General features: G+C 66.5%; 17 protein-coding genes and 1 tRNA gene. 13 read left to right on the top strand and 5 right to left on the bottom strand.

What is annotated here, in order from left to right; translation table 11 throughout:
- Positions 1-41: 41 nt before the first annotated feature.
- Positions 42-527, bottom strand: a complete 486-nt coding sequence (locus ABS88_RS06790) for a flavodoxin family protein (protein ID WP_067186402.1) — start codon at positions 525-527, stop codon at positions 42-44.
- Positions 528-623: 96 nt separating this feature from the next.
- Between ABS88_RS06790 and ABS88_RS06785 the strand changes: the two genes are divergently transcribed.
- From ABS88_RS06785 to ABS88_RS06760, 6 genes are all read left to right on the top strand, one after another.
- On the top strand, positions 624-2,585 hold the full coding sequence (locus ABS88_RS06785) for an alkyl/aryl-sulfatase (protein ID WP_067186404.1): 1,962 nt from the start codon (positions 624-626) through the stop codon (positions 2,583-2,585).
- Between the two features lie 24 nt (positions 2,586-2,609).
- Positions 2,610-3,140 (top strand): PH domain-containing protein, encoded by a 531-nt coding sequence (locus ABS88_RS06780; RefSeq protein WP_067105972.1) that lies wholly within the window; start codon positions 2,610-2,612, stop codon positions 3,138-3,140.
- Positions 3,137-4,642 (top strand): PH domain-containing protein, encoded by a 1,506-nt coding sequence (locus ABS88_RS06775; protein ID WP_076077337.1) that lies wholly within the window; start codon positions 3,137-3,139, stop codon positions 4,640-4,642. Before ABS88_RS06780 ends, ABS88_RS06775 begins: the two co-directional genes overlap by 4 nt.
- Positions 4,639-6,408, top strand: a complete 1,770-nt coding sequence (gene recJ, locus ABS88_RS06770) for a single-stranded-DNA-specific exonuclease RecJ (RefSeq protein WP_067186406.1) — start codon at positions 4,639-4,641, stop codon at positions 6,406-6,408. Before ABS88_RS06775 ends, recJ begins: the two co-directional genes overlap by 4 nt.
- An 89-nt stretch (positions 6,409-6,497) precedes the next feature.
- A tRNA-Glu gene (locus ABS88_RS06765) sits at positions 6,498-6,573 on the top strand.
- Between the two features lie 163 nt (positions 6,574-6,736).
- Positions 6,737-7,969 carry a tyrosine-type recombinase/integrase gene (locus ABS88_RS06760; RefSeq protein ID WP_286749469.1) on the top strand — a complete coding sequence of 411 codons (1,233 nt, stop codon included), beginning with the start codon at positions 6,737-6,739 and terminating at the stop codon, positions 7,967-7,969.
- 12 nt (positions 7,970-7,981) lie between these two features.
- Here the strand turns inward: ABS88_RS06760 and ABS88_RS06755 are convergent, their stop codons facing one another.
- Positions 7,982-8,185 (bottom strand): helix-turn-helix transcriptional regulator, encoded by a 204-nt coding sequence (locus ABS88_RS06755; protein WP_105998980.1) that lies wholly within the window; start codon positions 8,183-8,185, stop codon positions 7,982-7,984.
- A 525-nt stretch (positions 8,186-8,710) separates the two neighbouring features.
- On the opposite strand from ABS88_RS06755, the gene ABS88_RS06750 reads away from it, so the two are divergent.
- Together ABS88_RS06750 and ABS88_RS06745 are read left to right on the top strand one after the other, a co-directional pair.
- A complete protein-coding gene (locus ABS88_RS06750) occupies positions 8,711-8,974 on the top strand; it encodes a type II toxin-antitoxin system RelB/DinJ family antitoxin (RefSeq protein WP_286749467.1) in 264 nt (87 codons plus the stop codon).
- Positions 8,961-9,242, top strand: a complete 282-nt coding sequence (locus ABS88_RS06745; protein WP_286749466.1) for a type II toxin-antitoxin system YafQ family toxin — start codon at positions 8,961-8,963, stop codon at positions 9,240-9,242. Before ABS88_RS06750 ends, ABS88_RS06745 begins: the two co-directional genes overlap by 14 nt.
- Before the next feature lie 27 nt (positions 9,243-9,269).
- Here the strand turns inward: ABS88_RS06745 and ABS88_RS06740 are convergent, their stop codons facing one another.
- Positions 9,270-9,515 carry a YlcI/YnfO family protein gene (locus ABS88_RS06740; RefSeq protein ID WP_286749465.1) on the bottom strand — a complete coding sequence of 82 codons (246 nt, stop codon included), beginning with the start codon at positions 9,513-9,515 and terminating at the stop codon, positions 9,270-9,272.
- A gap of 160 nt (positions 9,516-9,675) precedes the next feature.
- On the opposite strand from ABS88_RS06740, the gene ABS88_RS06735 reads away from it, so the two are divergent.
- The 3 genes from ABS88_RS06735 to ABS88_RS06725 all read left to right on the top strand — a co-directional run bounded on the left by ABS88_RS06735 (position 9,676) and on the right by ABS88_RS06725 (position 11,773).
- Positions 9,676-10,266, top strand: a complete 591-nt coding sequence (locus ABS88_RS06735; protein ID WP_286749464.1) for a hypothetical protein — start codon at positions 9,676-9,678, stop codon at positions 10,264-10,266.
- Positions 10,267-10,268: 2 nt separating this feature from the next.
- Positions 10,269-10,856 (top strand): hypothetical protein, encoded by a 588-nt coding sequence (locus ABS88_RS06730; protein ID WP_286749463.1) that lies wholly within the window; start codon positions 10,269-10,271, stop codon positions 10,854-10,856.
- Positions 10,857-10,939: 83 nt separating this feature from the next.
- Positions 10,940-11,773, top strand: coding sequence for an NYN domain-containing protein (locus ABS88_RS06725; protein ID WP_286749462.1), 834 nt, complete (start codon positions 10,940-10,942; stop codon positions 11,771-11,773).
- A gap of 6 nt (positions 11,774-11,779) precedes the next feature.
- On the opposite strand, the gene ABS88_RS06720 is transcribed toward ABS88_RS06725, so the two are convergent.
- Together ABS88_RS06720 and traD are read right to left on the bottom strand one after the other, a co-directional pair.
- Positions 11,780-12,001, bottom strand: coding sequence for a conjugal transfer protein TraD (locus ABS88_RS06720; protein ID WP_286749461.1), 222 nt, complete (start codon positions 11,999-12,001; stop codon positions 11,780-11,782).
- Between the two features lie 37 nt (positions 12,002-12,038).
- Positions 12,039-12,344 carry a conjugal transfer protein TraD gene (traD, locus tag ABS88_RS06715; protein ID WP_286749460.1) on the bottom strand — a complete coding sequence of 102 codons (306 nt, stop codon included), beginning with the start codon at positions 12,342-12,344 and terminating at the stop codon, positions 12,039-12,041.
- Between the two features lie 135 nt (positions 12,345-12,479).
- Here traD and traA point away from each other — a divergent pair, with 135 nt between their 5' ends.
- Together traA and ABS88_RS06705 are read left to right on the top strand one after the other, a co-directional pair.
- Positions 12,480-15,482, top strand: a complete 3,003-nt coding sequence (gene traA / locus ABS88_RS06710) for a Ti-type conjugative transfer relaxase TraA (RefSeq protein WP_286749459.1) — start codon at positions 12,480-12,482, stop codon at positions 15,480-15,482.
- Between the two features lie 9 nt (positions 15,483-15,491).
- Entirely contained in the window at positions 15,492-15,878 is a 387-nt protein-coding gene (locus ABS88_RS06705; RefSeq protein WP_286749458.1) for a hypothetical protein, read from the top strand.
- Positions 15,879-15,951: the final 73 nt, after the last annotated feature.

Below are 15,951 nucleotides of genomic sequence, written 5' to 3'. Positions count from 1 at the left end.
TCATTCTCCCCTCCCGCTTGCGGGAAGGGAGCGTTGCTTTTTCAGAAAATCCCCGCCGCCAGCCCCTCGGCCAGTGCGGCGCCCAGATCGCGCGCTTCGGCCAGCCGGTCTTCGGGGATCGTCTTGGGCGCGAGGATCGCCTCGGGCGTCTGGGCGTCGGTGTTCACGATCAGCGGATCGGCGACGCGCCGCAGCCGCCAGCCGGTGGCGATGCGGTCGAGCTGGCGCTGCGCATTCTCGCCGTCCGATCCGGCGCAGATGATCGTCGCATAGGGCCGCCCCTCCAGCCGGCCGAGGCACGGGTAATAGCAGCGGTCGAACATCTCCTTCATCGTCCCCGACAGCGCCGCGAGATTTTCGGGGCCGACGAACAGATAGCCCTGCGCCGCCAGCAGGTCGGCCGGCGCCGCCCGCCCGGCGGGGACCAGCCGCGCCGCCGCGCCGCCGCCTTCTGCCGCCGCTTCGGCCAGCGCGCGGCTGCCGCCGGTACGGCTGTGCCAAATGACAAGAAGTTTGCATTTCGACATCGGCGAATCCTCTACGCGGGGTGCGGCGTGCGGGGGCATCGGCTTGCCAATTCCCCGGGCGAGGCGCAAGCTGGACGAAAAGCGAGGGGGGATGCGATGAAGCGTGCGATCGGCCTGATACCAATGCTGCTGTGGGCGAGCGGTGCGGTGGCGCAGGACGCGGCGAGCGAGGCGACCCGCGCGGCGCAGGCCGAACTCGCCGCGCGCCTGCCGCTGGACGATCCCGCCGACATGGCGAACGCGACCCGCGGCAAGATCGCCGAGATCGCGGACGGCGTGATCCTCGGCAAGGACGGCCGGATCGTCTGGGACCGCCGCCCCTACGCCTTCCTCGCCGCCGACCAGGCGCCCGATACGGTCAATCCCTCGCTGTGGCGGCAGGCGCGGCTCAACGCGGTGCACGGCCTGTTCGAGGTGGTGCCCGGCAAGATCTGGCAGGTGCGCGGCTACGATATCTCGGTGATGACAATCATCCGCGGCGAATCGGGCTGGATCGTCGTCGATCCGCTGCTGACCGAAGAGGCGGCGGCGGCGGGCTGGAAGCTGTTCGCCGACACCGTCGAGGCGAAGGCGGGCAAGCGGCCGATCCGTGCGGTCATCTTCACCCACAGCCACAGCGACCATTTCGGCGGCGTCGGCGGCGTCGTCACCCCCGAACAGGTGCGCCGGGAGAAGATCCGCATCATCGCCCCGCACGGCTTTTCGGAGGAAGCGACCGCGGAGAACGTCCTCGCTGGCAATGCGATGGGCCGCCGCGCGCTCTACATGTTCGGCGCGATCCTGCCGCCCGGCCCGACGGGACAGGTCGACACCGGGCTGGGGCCGAAGCTGTCGTCGGGCACCATCGGCTATATGGAGCCGACCGAGACGGTGCCCGCCGCGGGCGCGACGCTGACGATCGACGGGCTGGTATTCGATTTCCTCGACGCCGCCGGCACCGAGGCGCCCGCCGAATTCGTCTTCTACATCCCCGCCTACAAGGCACTGCACACGACCGAGGTCGTCACGCACAACCTCCACAATATCCTGACGCTGCGCGGCGCGCAGGTGCGCGACGCGCTGCACTGGTCGAAGGTGATCGACGCGATGCTGCTCAAATGGGGCGGCACGGCCGAGGTCGCGCTCGCCTCGCACCACTGGCCCACTTGGGGGCAGGGCGCGGTGGCGAAGTGGCTGGCCGACCAGCGCGACGCCTATCGCTATGTCCACGACCGCACGCTGTTCCTCGCCAACCGCGGCGCGACGCTCCACGAACTCGCCGACCAGACGGCCGAGGCGCCGGTGCAGGGCCGCGATTTCTCGACCCGCGATTATTACGGCACGCTCAACCATAATATGAAGGCGACCTATCAGCGCTATTTCGGCTGGTGGGACGGTAATCCGGCGCATTTCAACCCGCTGCCGCCGGAGCAATCGGCACCCAAATATGTCGCGCTCGCCGGCGGGCCCGACAAGCTGCTCGCCGCCGGGAAGGCGGCGATCGCGGCGGGCGACTATCGCTGGGCGGCCGAACTGCTCGACAAGCTCGTCTTCGCGCAGCCCGACAGCCAGGACGCGCGCGCGGCGCTGGCCTCGGCCTACGACCAGCTCGGCTATCAGGCCGAATCGGGGGCGTGGCGCAACTATTATCTCGCCGCCGCCGCGACGCTGCGTGGGACCGAGCTCGACACGCTCACCGGCAACGGCCAGAGCCGCAGCTTCGTCAGCGCGATTCCCACCGCGGTCTTCTTCGACGCGCTCGCGACGCGCTTTGACGCGGCAAAGGGCGCTGCGCTCGCCGGCACCTTCCAGTTCGTGCTGCCCGACAGCCGGGAAGCCGTCGCGGTGGTCGTCGGCGGCGGGGTCGAATTCCCGCGCCACGGCGTCACCGACCCCGCGCCGACCGCGACGATCACCATCGACCGCAAGACGCTCGACGACGTAATGCTGGGGCAGGCGCAATTCCCGGCGCTGCTCCAGTCGGGTGCGATCCGCATCGACGGCGACCGCGCCGCCTTCTTGTCGTGGTTCGCGCTGCATCCGCCCGCCGATCCGCGCTTCAATGTGGTTGTGCCTTAAGGGCGCATGCGCCTATCGAGGGGGATGAGCGACGCCGCCATCCCCCACCCCACCGACCCCTTCGCGCCCGAGGCGATCAACGCCGTCGACGGGCTGACGCCGGTCGATCCCGCCTTTCGCCACGTGCTGCGCATCGCGACGCTGCTCAACGCGCTGCCGCTGGCGATCGCCGCGATGCTGGCCGACATCTTCCTCGTCCGCGCGATCGACGGGCCCTATGGCCTGCTGACCGTGCTCGGCTGGCTGCTCGGCGCGCTGGCGGTCGCCATCCTGCCGTCGCGGCGCGCGCAGCGCTGGGGCTACCGCGTCGGCGAGGGGCAGCTTCGCGTCGCGCACGGCTGGCTGTTCCGCACCGACACGATCGTCCCCTTCGTCCGCGTCCAGCATATCGACGTCGGGCAGGGCCCGGTCGAGCGCTGGTTCGGCCTCGCGCATCTGGTCGTCCACACGTCAGGCACCCACAACAGCACGGTGACGCTGCCCGGCCTGCCCGCCGACCTTGCCGCCGCGATGCGCGAGACGATCCGCCGCCATATCCACACCGATTTCGCATGACCGACGCCGCCGCCCCGCCCGCCGCGGAAGCCGAGCCGCACTGGCTGCGCCTCCACCCCGCGACGCTCGCGCTGTCGATCGCGAAGCTCGGGCCGCGCTCGCTCAATTTCCTGCCCGCGATCGCGGCGCTGGGGGTCACCGGCAACTGGGCCTATATCGTGCCGGCCTTCCTGCTCTTCCTGCTTTTCTCGCTACTCGCGGCCTGGCTTCACTGGCTGCGCTTCCGCTTCGCGGTGGGGGCGGACGAAGTCGTCATCGAAAGCGGCGTGCTGGCGCGCCAGCACCGCACCATCCCCTTCGATCGCATCCAGGACGTCAGCATCGAACAGGGATTGATCGCCCGCGCGCTCGGCATCGCGAAGGTCGAGTTCGAGACCGGAGCGGGCGGCGGAAAGGACCATGACGCAAGCCTCGACGCGGTCGGCCTCGACGCCGCGGAAGCGCTGCGCGGCGCGATCCGCGCGCACCGCAGCGAACGGGCTGCCGCGCTTGCCCCGGCCGATGCGCCGGGAGCGGAGGACCGGCTGCTCTTCGCGATGGGCGCGCGCCGGCTGCTGATCGCCGGGCTGTTCAACTTCTCGCTCGCGGCGCTCGCGGTCTTTGGCGCGGCCATGCAGTTCTTCGACAATCTGCTGCCCTTCGACTTCAACATCTTCAACCCGGTCGACTGGATCGATGTCGCCGAAGCCTACGGCCTCGACGCCTGGCTCGTCGCGCATCGCTGGGTCGCCGGGCTGGGCGCGGCGATCTCGCTGCTCTTCATCGGCTTTGCCGGCGGGGTCGCGACGATGTTTTTCACCAACTGGGGTTTCCGCCTGACGCGCGAAACACGCGCGTTGCGCCGCACCCGCGGGCTGACGACGCGCACCGACGTCGCGATGCCGGTGCGCCGCGTGCAGGCCGCGATCCTCGTCACCGGCTGGCTGCGCGAGCGGTTTGGCTGGCACGAGCTGCGGCTCCAGAGCCTGGCAAGCGACGGCGGGAAGGAGCGCGACCACCAGGTGGTGCCCTTCGGTACGCTGCGCGAGATCGATCCGGTGCTCGCGACCGTGGCGATTGATCGTCCGCCCGGGGAAACGCGCTGGGAACGCAGTCACCATATCGTTGCGCTCGGCGGGCTACTCGGCGCCGTGATAGCCGCGTTCGGCGGCGCGGTGGCGATCGCACTCGGCGAACCGCTCGGCAGCCTCACGATTGCGGCGGCCGTCCTTGTGGCGCTGGTCGCGCTGGTCGGCGCGCGCTTCCGCCTGTGGGCCGACCTCGGCGACCGGGTCGCGATCCGCCGCGGCTGGTGGAAACCGAAGCTGACCCTGCTGCCGCACGCCTCGGTGCAGAGCATCGACCTCAGGACCGACTTCGTCCTCCGCCCGCTCGGCCTCGCGACGCTGGTGTTCGGGGTGCCCGGCGGCAGCGCGCTCGGCAGCCATGCGATCCCCGCTATCCCAGCCGGCGTCGCGCAGGCGCTGCGCACGCGCATCCTCGCGGCGGGAGGCGCGGCATGACCGACACCGCGCTCGGCATCGCGCAGTCCATCCTCGGCCAGCCATGGCGCTGGCGGCGGACCAGCGCACAGATGGGCGGCGAAAGCCTCGCACCCGACGATCTCGTCACCCAGCTCCTGCTCGCGCGCGGGGTGCCGCGCGACGATATCGAGCGCCAGCGGGCGCCGACATTGCGCGCCTTCATGCCCGATCCGTCGTTGTTCCGCGACATGGACGCCGCCGCCGCGCGGCTCGCCGACGCGGTCGAGGCGCGCGAGGCGGTCACCGTCTTCGGCGACTATGATGTCGACGGCGCGACCTCGGCGGCGCTGCTCGTCCGCCTGCTGCGCGCGCTCGACGTCCCCGTCGGCGCCTATATCCCCGACCGGCTGATGGAAGGCTATGGCCCCTCGGGCGCCGCGCTGGTCCGGATCGGCGCGGCCGGATCGCGGCTCGTCGTCACCGTCGATTGCGGCGCGCAGGCCTTCGACGCGATTGCCGAGGCCAAGGCCGCAGGGGTCGAGGTGATAGTCGTCGACCATCACCAATGCGCGACGACGCTGCCGCAGGCCTTCGCCGTCGTGAACCCCAACCGGCTCGACGAGGCGCCCGACGCGGCACTCCACGGCAATCTCGCCGCGGTCGGGGTCGCCTTCCTGCTCGGCGCGGCGCTGCTCCGCACGCTTCGCGCGCGCGGCTTCTTCGGATCGCGGCCCGAACCCGCGCTGATCGACCTGCTCGATCTCGTCGCGCTCGGCACCGTCGCCGACGTCGCGCGGCTGACCGGCTTTAACCGCGCGCTGGTGACGCAGGGACTGAAGGTAATGGCACGGCGCGGCAACATCGGTCTCGCGGCGCTGATGGACGCGGCGCGGCTCACCAAACCCCCGACCGCGAGCGATATGGGCTTCGCGCTCGGCCCGCGCATCAACGCCGGCGGCCGCGTCGGCAAATCCGACCTCGGCGTGCGACTGCTCACCACCTCGGACCCGCAGGAAGCCGCCGATATCGCGCAGGAACTGAATCACCTGAACGACGAGCGCCGCGCGATCGAGGCGGCAGTGCTCGACCAGGCGATCGAGGCGAGCATCGCCTGTGCCAACGCCCCCGTCGCGCTCGTCGCCGCATCGGGCTGGCACCCCGGCGTGATCGGCATCGTCGCGGGGCGGCTCAAGGAACGGCTGCACCGCCCCGCGATCGTCGTCGCGCTGGGCGACGACGGCATCGGCAAGGGGTCGGGCCGCTCGATCGCTGGCGTCGACCTCGGCGCTGCGGTGCTCGCCGCGAAGGAGACGGGGCTGCTCGTCGCAGGGGGCGGTCACGCGATGGCGGCGGGACTGACCGTCGCCGCCGACCGCATCGACGCGCTCGGCGCCTTCCTAAGCGACCGGCTCGCCGCCGACGTCGAGCGGGCGAGCGGCGACAAGGCGCTGCTGATCGACGCCGTGCTCGCGCCGCGCGGCATCAGCCCGCTGTGGTGCGAAGCGATCGACAGCGCGGGGCCCTATGGCGCCGGCTGGCCCGCGCCGCGCGTCGCGACCGGCCCGGTGCGTATCGTCGAGGCGGGGATCGTCGGCACCGATCACCTGCGCCTGATCGTCGCGGGCGACGACGGTGCGCGTTTCAAGGCGATCGCCTTCCGCAGCGCCGAAGGCCTGCTCGGCCAGACGCTGCTCCACGCGCGCGGCGGCCGCAAGCTGTGGCTCGCAGGCCGCGCGAAACGCGACGACTGGGGCAGCCGCCCCGCCGCCGAACTGCACCTCGAGGATGCCGCCTGGGCCGACTGACCGGCGCCGGCAATATTTCTGCCCTGCCGGCCACCGGCGCGCTTGACCGTAGGAACACGCGCGTCTAAGGCGCCGCTTCACCGACTGACGGCCCCTTCGTCTAGCGGTCTAGGACGTCGCCCTTTCACGGCGAAAACACGGGTTCGAGTCCCGTAGGGGTCACCAAAATCCTCTCCCAGAGGGTTCCAGAAGATGCCATAACTGGCTGATTTCTGCGGGTTTTTGTGGTATAGGTATCCCATACGGAGCGGCCGAGTGCCACCGGATACCACCATCTTGATGGTATATTTGATGGCAGCGCGGTCCTCCCCCAAAAGGAGATACCATCATGGCGCTTACCGCTGTTTCGATCAAAAACGCCAAGGGCCGTGCAAAGCCCTATAAACTCACCGATGGCGACGGGCTGTTTCTGTATGTGACCCCCAATGGCGGGCGCTATTGGCGCATGAACTACCGCCACCTTGGCAAACAAAAGACGCTTGCCTTTGGCGTCTATCCCGACACCGGCCTTGCAGAAGCCCGCGAGCAGCGCGACGCGGCCCGCAAGATACTGGCGCGCGGCGACGATCCGGCCGAGCGGATCAAGCTGGAAAGGATCGCGGCGGCCGTCGCGGCGTCCAACAGCTTCAAGGCGGTTGCCGACGAGTGGCTTGTGAAGGTCGAGCGCGAAGGCCGCTCCGCCGTCACCATGAAGAAACTGCGCTGGCTGCTGGACTTTATTAACGACTCCATCGGCAAACGCCCCATCGCCTCCATTTCCGCGCAGGAGGTATTGGTGGTGCTCCGCAAGATGGAGAGCAAGGGCCGCTACGAGACGGCGAAGCGACTTCGCAGCACTTGCAGCCAGATATTCCGCTATGCCATCGCCACGGCCCGCGCCGAACGTGACGTTGCTGCCGATCTTCGCGGCGCACTCATTGCACCCCAGCCTGTTCACCGTGCAGCGATCACGAACGCCAATGCAGCGGGCGGCCTGCTCCGCGCCATAGAGGTGTTCGAGGGGCACCCGAACACCAAGGCGGCGCTACGCCTCTTGCCCTATGTCTTTGTGCGCCCCGGCGAACTTCGCTTTGCCGAATGGACCGACTTCGATTTCGACAAGGCGCTTTGGACGATCCCCCCGCACAAGACCAAGATGCGGCGCATCCACAGCATCCCCCTGTCCCGGCAGGCGCTGGCGATCCTCGAAACAATCGAGCATGACGCAGACTACAGCAGCTATCTGTTCCCGTCGCTGCGTTCAGTTGATCGGCCCATGTCTGAAAATACGATCAACGCGGCGCTGCGTCGCTTGGGCTTCGCGCAGGACGAAATGACCGGCCACGGCTTCCGGGCGATGGCGGCGACGCTCTTGAACGAAATGGGCCTATGGCACCCCGACGCCATCGAGCGCCAGCTTGCCCATTGTGACAACAATGCCGTTCGCCGTGCCTATACACGCGGCGAGTATTGGGACGAGCGCGTCCGCATGATGCAGCATTGGTCCGATCATCTCGATTTCCTCCGCGACGGCGCGAAGGTTATCAAGGGCACGTTCCGCAAGGCCAAGGCCGGGCAGTAGCCCGGCCTTGCGTCACTCGGCACGATCCTCGCGGTAGGCGGCGGGGTTGGCAATCCAGCGATCCACGGCGGACTCGTGCCAGCCGGTGCCGTGGACGCTAATTGAGATTTGCCGGGGGAAGCTGCCTTCCGCGATCTTGCGATAGAGGGTGGAACGGGAAAGCCCGGTGCGGGTCAGCACGGTCTTGAGGCGGATGATCCTTTCAGGGTTGGACATTGAGGTAACTTTCGGTTGGTAGCGGTTGACAAAGCTCCCCTGCGAATAGAATTGGCGACCTTGACGCTGCCCGCAAGAGCGTCATGGTCGCTATGTGGCGAAGATGATGCTTACGGCGGTATAAATGGGGGTAGCTGCGGCGAACGGTGGTGCACTTCGGAATACTGCGGCGCACGGCAGCGGACTACGGCGTAGGATAGGAGGTTGCGATCTATTCTTGCACGTTTCTTTGCCGACCGTGACAAATAAGCCACGACATTGCCCGGTTTCCGACGAGGAGAAGGGGACGGATGAACTCGTCCCGTTTCCGATTCGCACGACATGGCGGACCTTTCAAAACGCCCAGTCCGTCCGCCACATTTCCATGCTGTATCGCTTTGCCCCGCCGCGCAAGAAGGGGAGGCACTACAGTGCCGCTCGCAGCCATCTTAGTCGTAGATGCGCCAACATAGTAGCTTTCGGTAGTCGCCAGCATTGCGCGCAGCAACCTTTTGCATTACATTGTCATGCAGAAAGGAAATCGACATGGCAGCGAACGCACTAGTCCAGACCCGAATCGATGGAGCCGTGAAGGAGGAAGCCGCGACCGTGCTGGCGGCGATGGGGCTGACCGTCTCGGATGCCGTGCGCCTGATGCTCACCCGCGTTGCCCGCGAAAAGGCGTTGCCGTTCGAGCCGCTGACGCCGAACGAAACGACGATTGCCGCGATGAAGGAAGCCCGCGAGGGCAAGGGCAAGCGTTTCGGCACGGTGGCGGACCTGATGGCCGACCTCAATGCGGACGATTGAGCGCACCGGACAATTCAAGCGCGATTACAAGCGGGAGAAGAGGGGGCAGCACGCCAAGACGCTGGATGCTGTCCTAATTCCGGTTATCGAGGCGCTGGCGACTGACGAGCCGCTTGAGCCGCGCCACCGCGACCATGCGCTAACCGGCGACTGGCGCGACCATCGGGATTGCCACGTCAAGCCCGACCTCGTGCTAATCTACCGCAAGCCCGACGATGACACCTTGCAGCTTGTGCGCTTGGGATCACACGCCGAATTGGGGTGGTGACGCGGCATCTAACGCCCGCTGGCAACGCTAGTCCTTGGGCGGCTCCGGCTTTTCGCGACGCTGCAATTCGTTCTCCACCGCCTCACGAATGAACAGGGCAAGACGTCGATTACCGACCAGCGCCTCGATACGGCGGATCGTATCGGCTGATAGCCTGATCGTCGTCGGCTTCATTCCAAGTGGCGGGCGTCCCATCACCCCGTCGCTATCGGCCATGCCCGCAATCTCCAAGTCAAACACGTTGACGCCACCGTTTATTTCAATATACGCCATCGTTTATGTGATAAACGATGGCGTATATTGCTGCAATGGCCCTGCGTCCCTCTGGCCCGTCAGCACTCCGGCATCGCGAATCGCGCGGGAGTGTCGGGGCCGTGCCGCATCCGCCCCGTCGCTTCCGTCCCGCCGCCACGGATGCGGAACGGAGGTGCAAATGAGCCGTGTCATCCCTACCACGTCGCGCCGTGCGCTCTTGGGCGCGTTGACCGCCGCGCCGGTTATGGTTCCGGTGATCGCCTCGCCCTGGAGCGAGGCGCTGGCGTCGCTCCACGCAGATTATGGCGACGATCCGGCCGCGATCATCCGAACGAAGGAAGGGCGGGCCTTGAGCCGCCGCCGCTATCATGTCGCGGAGGGATTTTTTCCCGCCGAGCATGAGCGGGCGGATTGGCACGGCTATCTGCATCGAGCCGGGATAACCGCTCAACTCGCCCTGTCCTCTCATTTGCTGGACATGGGCTTTGCCGATGACTGGTGCGCCCGTCATATCGGCCTGCGTGTCGCCAAGTCGCTCGCCTACGCCAATACGACGGGATTGGGGCATGACTGCCCCGACATGGCGCGGCTCGCTGCTGTTCTCACCCCCTATTGGCGATGGAACCAAGTGCGCCTGTTCGGCGAGCCGGAACCCGATGACGGCGGACTGACAGCCCCGCAGGTCCACGCCCTGCTCCGCGCCCTGCTGGACCGTGTGCGGGACGTGACCGGCCATCCTCGACCACGCGGACGGCAGTTGACGGCGTAGCGATGACGGACGACCGGCGCGGCAGGAAGAAGGTGGCCGGTCCCTTGCTCCTTTCGACGCTGGCGCACATCGCGCTGTTGGTGCCGCTCTCGATTCCCGGTTGCTCGATTTCGCAACAATCGGAAGATCAACCGGAGCGGCCGAAAGAGCCAGATGCCTTGACGGTCGATCTATTGGACGAGCCTCCGTCGCAGCAAAGCAAGCCGCCTCGTCTAAAGGGCGAGATATGCGACCCGAACGCACCCGCCGAATATCACTACTTCGACATAAAGCCCGGCCCGGCAAGGGACAGGATATATCACGCCGCGCGGCCCCACTATGGCGATATAATAATGGCGACGGACTCCTTGGCGGGAAAGCGATCACGCGCCTTGCGTGGCTGGTTCAGGCCGTTTGATGCCGTGCGCCTCTTGGCGGGGGATGCAGGTCTATGCACCATCGACTTGAGGAAGGGGATCGGCATCAACTACTGCCACCGATCGGACGCGCCTTTCAGCAGAGCAAATGAGGCATGGGCGCGGCGGGAATGGAAGCTGCGCGATTGCACGGACGCAAAGCCCGCACGGTTGCAGAAACCGGCAGTCGTCTAGCTATTGTCGATGGCGTTTATATCGCTTCCGCGCAATGATGGTGGTTGTATCGAGACAGTTGGGGGGCAAACGGAACAATGGAAATGGACGACCGCGCGCGGAACGGCTCGGATCGCAGGATTGCGTTGTTGATCGACGCGGACAATGTTTCGCATAGCAAGATCGCTGCGATATTGGCGGAGCTTTCCAAATATGGCGCAGCCAACATTCGCCGTGCTTATGGAGATTGGGCGAGCGCAGGCCTCAAGGGATGGAAGGACAAGCTGCACGATTTTGCAATCCGGCCGATCCAGCAGTTCAGCTATTCGACAGGGAAAAATGCGACCGACATTGCGCTGGTGATCGACGCAATGGAATTGCTCTACACGCAGAAGCCGGATGCCTTTTGTCTTGCATCGAGCGACGCCGATTTCACGCCGCTGGTGATGCAGTTGAAAGCCAATGGCCTTGAGGTTTACGGCTTTGGGGAGCGCAAGACGCCCGCTCCCTTCGTCAATGCCTGCACGACCTTTCTCTATCTCGATACGCTTGATGAACCGACGCAACCCGCTGCCATTTCCGAACCGGCCGCAAAGCCAAAGACGGCAGGCAAACCGGCGACCAAGGCGAAGGCAGCACCCGCCGACAAGGCAAGCGATAAACCGGCGAGCAAAACCTTGTCGCAGGACACGACGCTTGTGACGATATTGCGAGGCGCGGTTGACGCCGCCGTGCGCGAGGATGGATGGGCGGCGATGTCGGCGGCGGGAAGCGCGGCCAAGCGGCAAGCCCCAATTGACCCGCGCAATTACGGCGTCAAGAATTTCCCCGCGCTCTTTGCGGCGACCGGCTTGTTCGAGATTGTGAAAACCGAAAGCGGTCAAAGCTATGTTGCCGACAGGCGCAACAAGGAGCGAACGCCACAACCGAGCCGATAGGCGGGGTCAGTTGTTCCTTGCCTCTTGTTCCGCCTCGAACGCCCGCTTTCCGCGCCGCTTCCACAGGGCGAGCGCGTTGCGGCGTTCCTCGCCTTGCAGCTTGCCCGCGACCGTGAGGAACGCCCCGTAGAGCGCCGCCCGATCATCGTCGGTCAGATCGACCAGCCCGGCCTTGACGACCAGCCCGCCCAGTTCGATCAAATGGCGCGTTCTCTCCCGCCGCTTCATCACCCATTCCCTTGTGTCAGTCCTAGCCTTGGCGGCTTCAATGCGATGCCGCGCCGCCTTCGAGCGGTAGAGCGCCTTCCGGCTGTTGTTCAGATCGCGGCGCAGGCTTGCGTTGCTTGCCGCGAAAGAAGGCCGCCCCAGCCTTGCGCCAGCCCTCCCTTGTCGCGGCGTCTTTGCTGGCGACGGCATCGAGCAGCGCGCCCGCCAACAGATCGGCGTCGAGCGCATCGGCCCCGGTTGCCGCGACGAGTTCGCCAAGCTGGCGCACACGGCGTTCCTTGATAGCCTTGGCCTTGTCGGCAAGGGCTTTCAGTTCCGAATCATAGTCGCGTGGTTTTCGCATGACAGTCTCCATTCTTTGCAGATGGAGTGATTCTAGAGTATTGCTTTGCGTAGGTCCCTGCTCGGATTTTATTCGAGGAGGGCGCGCTTATACGTCGTGCCGACGTGCGCTTAAGGCAGTAGATGGTATGTCGCTATGGCGATCTACCATTTCTCCGTTCAGGTCATCGGGCGCGGGCAAGGGCGCAGCGCCGTTGCAGCCGCCGCCTATCGGGCTGGCGAGCGGCTTCACGACGAGCGGCTGGACCGCGACCATGATTTCCGCGCCAAGTCGGGCGTCGAGCATAGCGAAATCATGCTGCCCGAAGGCGCACCCGAACGCTTGTCGGATCGGGAAACCCTCTGGAACGAGGTCGAGACAGGCGAGAAGCGCAAGGACGCGCAGCTTGCCCGCGAGGTCGAGTTTGCCATTCCGCGCGAGATGGACAAGGCGCAAGGCATCGAACTGGCCCGCGACTTCGTGCAAGCGGAGTTTGTCGCGCGCGGCATGATCGCGGATTTGAATGTGCATTGGGACATGGGCGCGGACGGCCAGCCTAAACCCCATGCCCATGTCATGCTCACCATGCGGGAGGTTGGCCCCGATGGGTTCGGCGCGAAGGAACGCGACTGGAATCGCACCGAACTTGTCGAACAGTGGCGCGAGCGTTGGGCCGATCACGTCAACCAGCGGCTTGCCGAACTCGACATAGACGCCCGCATAGATCATCGCTCCCTTGAAGCGCAGGGCATCGACCTTGAGCCGCAAGACAAGATCGGCCCCGCAGCGTCGCGCATGGGCGAGCGCGGCCTTGAGTCCGAGCGCATCGAGCAGCACCGCGAGATTGCACAGCGCAACGGCGAACGCATCATCGCGGAACCGCGTATCGCGCTGGATGCGATCACCCATCATCAGGCGACGTTCACCACTCGCGACCTTGCGATGTTTGTTCACCGGCACAGCGACGGAAAGGAACAATATGACCGGGCGATGAGCGCCGTTCGCACGTCGCCCGACATGATCGCCTTGGGCAAGGACGGGCGCGGCGATGATCGGTTCACCAGCCGCGAGATGATCGAGACGGAACAGCGGTTGCAGCGCGCCAGCGAACTGATGGCCGAGCGCGAACGGCACCACACCGACGAGCAGGCGCGCGAAGCGGCTTTGACGAGCGCGGAAGGGCGTGGGTTGGAATTGTTGGGCGAGCAGCGCGCGGCGTTCGAGCATGTGACCGGCGAGCGGGGGCTTAGCGTCGTTGTCGGTTACGCCGGGACCGGCAAGAGCGCCCTGCTTGGCGTGACGCGGGAGGCGTGGGAACGCAGCGGTTACGAGGTGCGCGGCGCGGCGCTGTCCGGCATCGCCGCCGAAGGGCTTGAGAACGGTTCCGGCATCGCCTCGCGCACCATCGCCAGCATGGAACATGGCTGGTCGCAGGGGCGCGATATGCTCACATCTCGCGACGTGCTGGTGATCGACGAGGCGGGCATGGTCGGCACGCGCCAGATGGAGCGCGTGCTGTCCCATGCCGCCGACGCCGGGGCCAAGGTCGTGCTGGTAGGCGACCCGCAGCAGTTGCAGGCCATCGAGGCGGGCGCGGCGTTCCGGGCGATCCATGAGCGCCACGGCGGCGTCGAGATTACGGAGGTCCGCCGCCAGCATGAGGGCTGGCAGCAGGACGCCACCCGGCATCTGGCGACCGGCCGCATCGGTAAAGCCATCGCCGCCTATGCCGACAGGGGCATGGTCCACGCGGCCGACACTCGCGAGCAGGCTCGCGGCGAACTTGTGGAGCGATGGGACCGCGAGCGCATCGCCGCGCCCGATCAATCGCGCATCATCCTTACCCATACCAATGACGAGGTGCGCGAACTCAACGAGGCGGCGCGCGACCATATGCGCGACGCGGGCCAGCTTGGCGATGACGTGTTGGTGAAGGCCGAGCGCGGCAACCGCATGTTCGCCAGCGGCGACCGCATCATGTTCCTCAAGAACGAGCGGAGTCTTGAGGTCAAGAACGGCACGCTAGGCACCGTCGAGCAGGTGAACCAGCAGAGCATGACCGTCCGCACCGATGACGGGCGTTCCGTGTCTTTCGACACCAAGGATTATGCCCATGTCGATCATGGCTATGCCGCCACCTTCCATAAGGCGCAGGGCATGACCGTGGACCGGGCGCATGTCCTCGCCACCCCCGGCATGGACCGCCATTCCGCCTATGTCGGCCTGACCCGCCACAGGGACGGGGCGCAGCTTCATTATGGCCGTGACGATTTCAAGGACCAGTCCCGCCTTGTCGGCGTCCTGTCGCGCGAGCGGGCTAAGGACATGGCGAGCGACTATGCCCGCACCGATCCGGCCAGGGAGTTTGCCGAACGGCGCGGCATCGGCCTTGGCGAGCGTATTGCCGAAATCATCCGTCCGGTGGCCGAGAGGGCGCGCGGGATCTTCGACGGCTTGCGCCTCTCGCTCCCCGGTCAGCAGCGCGAGCCGGCAGCAACGCCGGAACGCCCGCGCGGCATCTTCGACGGGCTGGACCTGAGCGGCGCACTGCCCAAAGCCGAGCGCGACCCGGCCCGCCAGCAGCAGCGCGAGCATGACCCGCAGCCGATGCGAGCCGGGAGCGTGCGCGGGGCGGTCGAGCGTTACGCGCGGGCCTTTGATGCCATCCAGCAAACTCGCGCGCAGGGCATCGACGCCATGCCTCACCAGCGCGAAGCGTTCGACCGCGCGCGCGAAGCACTGGACGCGATCCGGCCCAACGCCTCCACCGACTTGAACAGCGCGTTCCGGGGTGAACCGGAACTGATCCGCGAGGCCGCGGAGGGGCGCGGCCAGGTCGCGGTGAAGGCGATGAACCAAGAGGCGGAATTGCGCGCCGATCCCTACGCCCGCGCCGACCGTTTCGTGGAGGGCTGGCAGCAGCTCCGGCAGGCGCAGGACGAATTGCGCCGCGACGGCGATTTCCGGGGCGCGAAGCGCGTCGGTCAGGAGATGGCCGGGATGGCGAAAAGCCTCGAACGCGACGCGCAGGTGGAATCGCTGCTTTCGGGGCGGCGTCAGGAATTGGGCATCGACGTGGATATGGGCCGCAGCCTTGCCCGTGATTTGGCGGACTCCGTGCCGTTCGATCATGGCCGCGACCTTGGCATGAGCCGATAGGAGAACGACATGGACGAACGACCGATCCCTAGCAAACTCCCCTATGAGCCGCCACCGATGGACCCGGCGACGCGGGCCTTCACCGAGCTTAAGGGCGAACTTGCGCTGCTCCGCCGCGCCATCGAGCATGTGGCAGCCGAGAAGGCCGACATAGAGATACCCGACTACAGCAACACCCTCGCCAAGATCGCAAAAGCGTTGATTGCCATCGAGAGCGCCCCCGCCTTGCAGATGACACCGGAGGATTTGGCGGCGCGGATTGAGGCGGCGGCGGCGCTGGCGCGGCGCGAAGATCAGGCCGCGATTGCGGAACTCAAGCGCGAGCTTGCCGAAGCCCGCCGCGACTTGCGGACGACCATCGGCACCGCCGCCACCATCGCCGTACCCGTCCGGTGAGGGCCGTGTTGTAGGTTGAGGTTTCGCGCGCTCATAAGCGTGCTCGTGTGAGCGAGCTTAAGGACGGATATGA

This window comes from Sphingopyxis sp. SCN 67-31 (assembly GCF_001725095.1).
The sequence above is the reverse complement of the archived record's forward strand: the minus strand, read 5'-3'. Positions and strand labels throughout refer to the sequence as shown.

What these genes read in the sequence shown, in the direction of transcription:
- ABS88_RS06735 (WP_286749464.1), top strand. Translation starts at nt 9,676, where the DNA reads ATGAGCCGTGTCATCCCTACCACGTCGCGCCGTGCGCTCTTGGGCGCG.
- ABS88_RS06780 (WP_067105972.1), top strand. Translation starts at nt 2,610, where the DNA reads ATGAGCGACGCCGCCATCCCCCACCCCACCGACCCCTTCGCGCCCGAG.
- ABS88_RS06705 (WP_286749458.1), top strand. Translation starts at nt 15,492, where the DNA reads ATGGACGAACGACCGATCCCTAGCAAACTCCCCTATGAGCCGCCACCG.
- traD (WP_286749460.1), bottom strand. Translation starts at nt 12,344, where the DNA reads ATGCGAAAACCACGCGACTATGATTCGGAACTGAAAGCCCTTGCCGAC.
- ABS88_RS06755 (WP_105998980.1), bottom strand. Translation starts at nt 8,185, where the DNA reads ATGTCCAACCCTGAAAGGATCATCCGCCTCAAGACCGTGCTGACCCGC.
- ABS88_RS06790 (WP_067186402.1), bottom strand. Translation starts at nt 527, where the DNA reads ATGTCGAAATGCAAACTTCTTGTCATTTGGCACAGCCGTACCGGCGGC.
- ABS88_RS06750 (WP_286749467.1), top strand. Translation starts at nt 8,711, where the DNA reads ATGGCAGCGAACGCACTAGTCCAGACCCGAATCGATGGAGCCGTGAAG.
- traA (WP_286749459.1), top strand. Translation starts at nt 12,480, where the DNA reads ATGGCGATCTACCATTTCTCCGTTCAGGTCATCGGGCGCGGGCAAGGG.
- ABS88_RS06725 (WP_286749462.1), top strand. Translation starts at nt 10,940, where the DNA reads ATGGACGACCGCGCGCGGAACGGCTCGGATCGCAGGATTGCGTTGTTG.
- ABS88_RS06720 (WP_286749461.1), bottom strand. Translation starts at nt 12,001, where the DNA reads ATGAAGCGGCGGGAGAGAACGCGCCATTTGATCGAACTGGGCGGGCTG.
- ABS88_RS06745 (WP_286749466.1), top strand. Translation starts at nt 8,961, where the DNA reads ATGCGGACGATTGAGCGCACCGGACAATTCAAGCGCGATTACAAGCGG.
- ABS88_RS06785 (WP_067186404.1), top strand. Translation starts at nt 624, where the DNA reads ATGAAGCGTGCGATCGGCCTGATACCAATGCTGCTGTGGGCGAGCGGT.
- ABS88_RS06775 (WP_076077337.1), top strand. Translation starts at nt 3,137, where the DNA reads ATGACCGACGCCGCCGCCCCGCCCGCCGCGGAAGCCGAGCCGCACTGG.
- ABS88_RS06740 (WP_286749465.1), bottom strand. Translation starts at nt 9,515, where the DNA reads ATGGCGTATATTGAAATAAACGGTGGCGTCAACGTGTTTGACTTGGAG.
- recJ (WP_067186406.1), top strand. Translation starts at nt 4,639, where the DNA reads ATGACCGACACCGCGCTCGGCATCGCGCAGTCCATCCTCGGCCAGCCA.
- ABS88_RS06730 (WP_286749463.1), top strand. Translation starts at nt 10,269, where the DNA reads ATGACGGACGACCGGCGCGGCAGGAAGAAGGTGGCCGGTCCCTTGCTC.
- ABS88_RS06760 (WP_286749469.1), top strand. Translation starts at nt 6,737, where the DNA reads ATGGCGCTTACCGCTGTTTCGATCAAAAACGCCAAGGGCCGTGCAAAG.